Here is a 502-nt window from a genome sequence, read left to right on the forward strand (position 1 = left end):
AGATAAACCTTTCAAAATTTGTACTTTATTACATATCCAAACGTTATCACCAACGTTTACTGCTTTATTAGGATTAATAAGTGACTTATCTTGATTATAAATTTTATGAAAATCTGTATCCATAATAAGAATATCCCATGATAATAAACAGTTATTGCCAAAACTAATGTTATTGTAACATACAATAGAAGATTCAGCAGTTATGTTAAAATTTTGACCAAATGTTAAACTACCACTTTTGCTCACTGAAATTTTAGAGCCGTGACCAATATTTGATCGACCAATAAAATTTATTATTCCCTTGTTTTCCCATATACCTTTTGATAATTTTCGATCAAAAATCAAAACATCTCCAAAACCAAGTTTTATTAATCCAAAAGGAGAATCAATTGGAATATTCACTTTACCATGTAAAGATTTTAGTCTAAAATTAGAGCTAATTATTACAGGGAATTTAATTGCTTGACTAAATTTAAAATAGACAAAATTGAAAATAATAGTT

At 26.1% G+C, this 502-nt stretch carries 1 protein-coding gene; it reads right to left on the minus strand.

What is annotated here, in order from left to right; genetic code table 11:
• A partial coding sequence (locus QWI17_RS09915) for an LbetaH domain-containing protein (RefSeq protein ID WP_502553144.1) occupies positions 1-502 on the minus strand: 502 nt, incomplete at both ends.

Origin of the sequence: Gilvimarinus gilvus, from assembly GCF_030518155.1 — a bacterium.
GTDB lineage: Bacteria > Pseudomonadota > Gammaproteobacteria > Pseudomonadales > Cellvibrionaceae > Gilvimarinus > Gilvimarinus gilvus.